Below are 233 nucleotides of genomic sequence, written 5' to 3' on the forward strand. Positions count from 1 at the left end.
GCAGGCGCGGCAGCGGTAGCGCTGCAAGCCGCACTCGCGGCCATGCCGGTACCAGCGCGTGGCATGGCAGCGCGGGCAGCACAGTTGCGGCTGGGCCGCCTGGTCCAGCAAACGCCCCACCGGCGGCTGCGGCGCCTCCAGCCCCAGGCAAGCCTGCACTTGCGCGCACTGGTGCGCCGTCAATGCCGATAGCTGCGTCAGCAATAATCCAAAGGCTTGCATTTCCATGATAC

General features: G+C 68.2%; 1 protein-coding gene. It reads right to left on the reverse strand.

Annotated elements, in window-relative coordinates:
- On the reverse strand, positions 1–233 hold a 233-nt coding region (locus GM668_RS30465), incomplete at both ends, for an IS1 family transposase (protein ID WP_371868807.1).

Origin of the sequence: Pseudoduganella ginsengisoli (assembly GCF_009720865.1) — a bacterium.
Lineage (GTDB): Bacteria > Pseudomonadota > Gammaproteobacteria > Burkholderiales > Burkholderiaceae_D > Rugamonas > Rugamonas ginsengisoli.